This is a genomic window from Polaribacter sp. IC066 (genome assembly GCF_007997085.1).
GTDB lineage: Bacteria > Bacteroidota > Bacteroidia > Flavobacteriales > Flavobacteriaceae > Polaribacter.
In genome coordinates this window covers 1-673 of the sequence record NZ_VORR01000158.1, presented here as the reverse complement: position 1 = coordinate 673, position 673 = coordinate 1, and the positions used below count along the sequence as shown (strand labels likewise).

The 673-nt window shown below is 29.4% G+C and carries 1 protein-coding gene; it reads right to left on the bottom strand.

The annotated features are described in order from the left end of the window. Nucleotides 1-13: 13 nt before the first annotated feature. The gene (locus ES044_RS18365; RefSeq protein ID WP_147120806.1) at nucleotides 14-649 is read right to left on the bottom strand and encodes a hypothetical protein; all 636 of its coding nucleotides are present in this window, start codon (nucleotides 647-649) and stop codon (nucleotides 14-16) included. Between the last annotated feature and the right edge of the window lie 24 nt (nucleotides 650-673).

The window sequence follows — 673 nt, the reverse complement described above, 5'->3', positions numbered from 1 at the left end:
AGAAACAAAGCAATTAATTTTGTACGGTGTTGGGCGTAGGCTTTTCTTTCAGCTTATTGATTTCAGTTATTAATTCCGTTTTTTGGTTTTCAGTCAATTCATTAAATAATTTCACTTTTTTCCCCTTATAGTCAAAAATAATTTCTCCAATTATATGACTAAAAAGTAGTTGTCGATTTAGCTTGATATTCCGCAATATCTTTTCGAAAAGAGGTAATGAATTTATATCTATTTCTTTTCGTATGTTTTCAACGTGTTTAAGTTCAAAAGTTCGGTTTTTAGTTAGAAAAGTTCCTTTCTTGCTTAAAGTTATTTTTTCGTTGTCAACCCTTAATTCTTGTCTTCCATTAGTTAGCCATAAAAATTGTCTCAAACCTATGGTTCCAACAATTGGATGAGCTACAAAAAAGACAAAAATAAATTCCGTTGTAATTTCATTTCCATTGATAAACCCTTCTATAATTCCAGAAAAAAACAAACCACAAGAAAATAGTGTAAAACCAATTGTTATAAAAGTGTTTCTTGAGTTATTCAAAGCAAATAAACTGTTGCTTTTCGGTAAACTTTCAAACCTTTTCCTATTCAAACCAAGCGTAAAAATTCGGCTGTACTGATATTGGAAATTTAATGCTTTATCTTTAATTTTCATAGTTTTTTTAGCTTACGCCCAACG

Excerpts from the sequence above, each read along its gene's own strand:
- ES044_RS18365 (WP_147120806.1), bottom strand. The coding sequence starts at position 649 with ATGAAAATTAAAGATAAAGCATTAAATTTCCAATATCAGTACAGCCGA.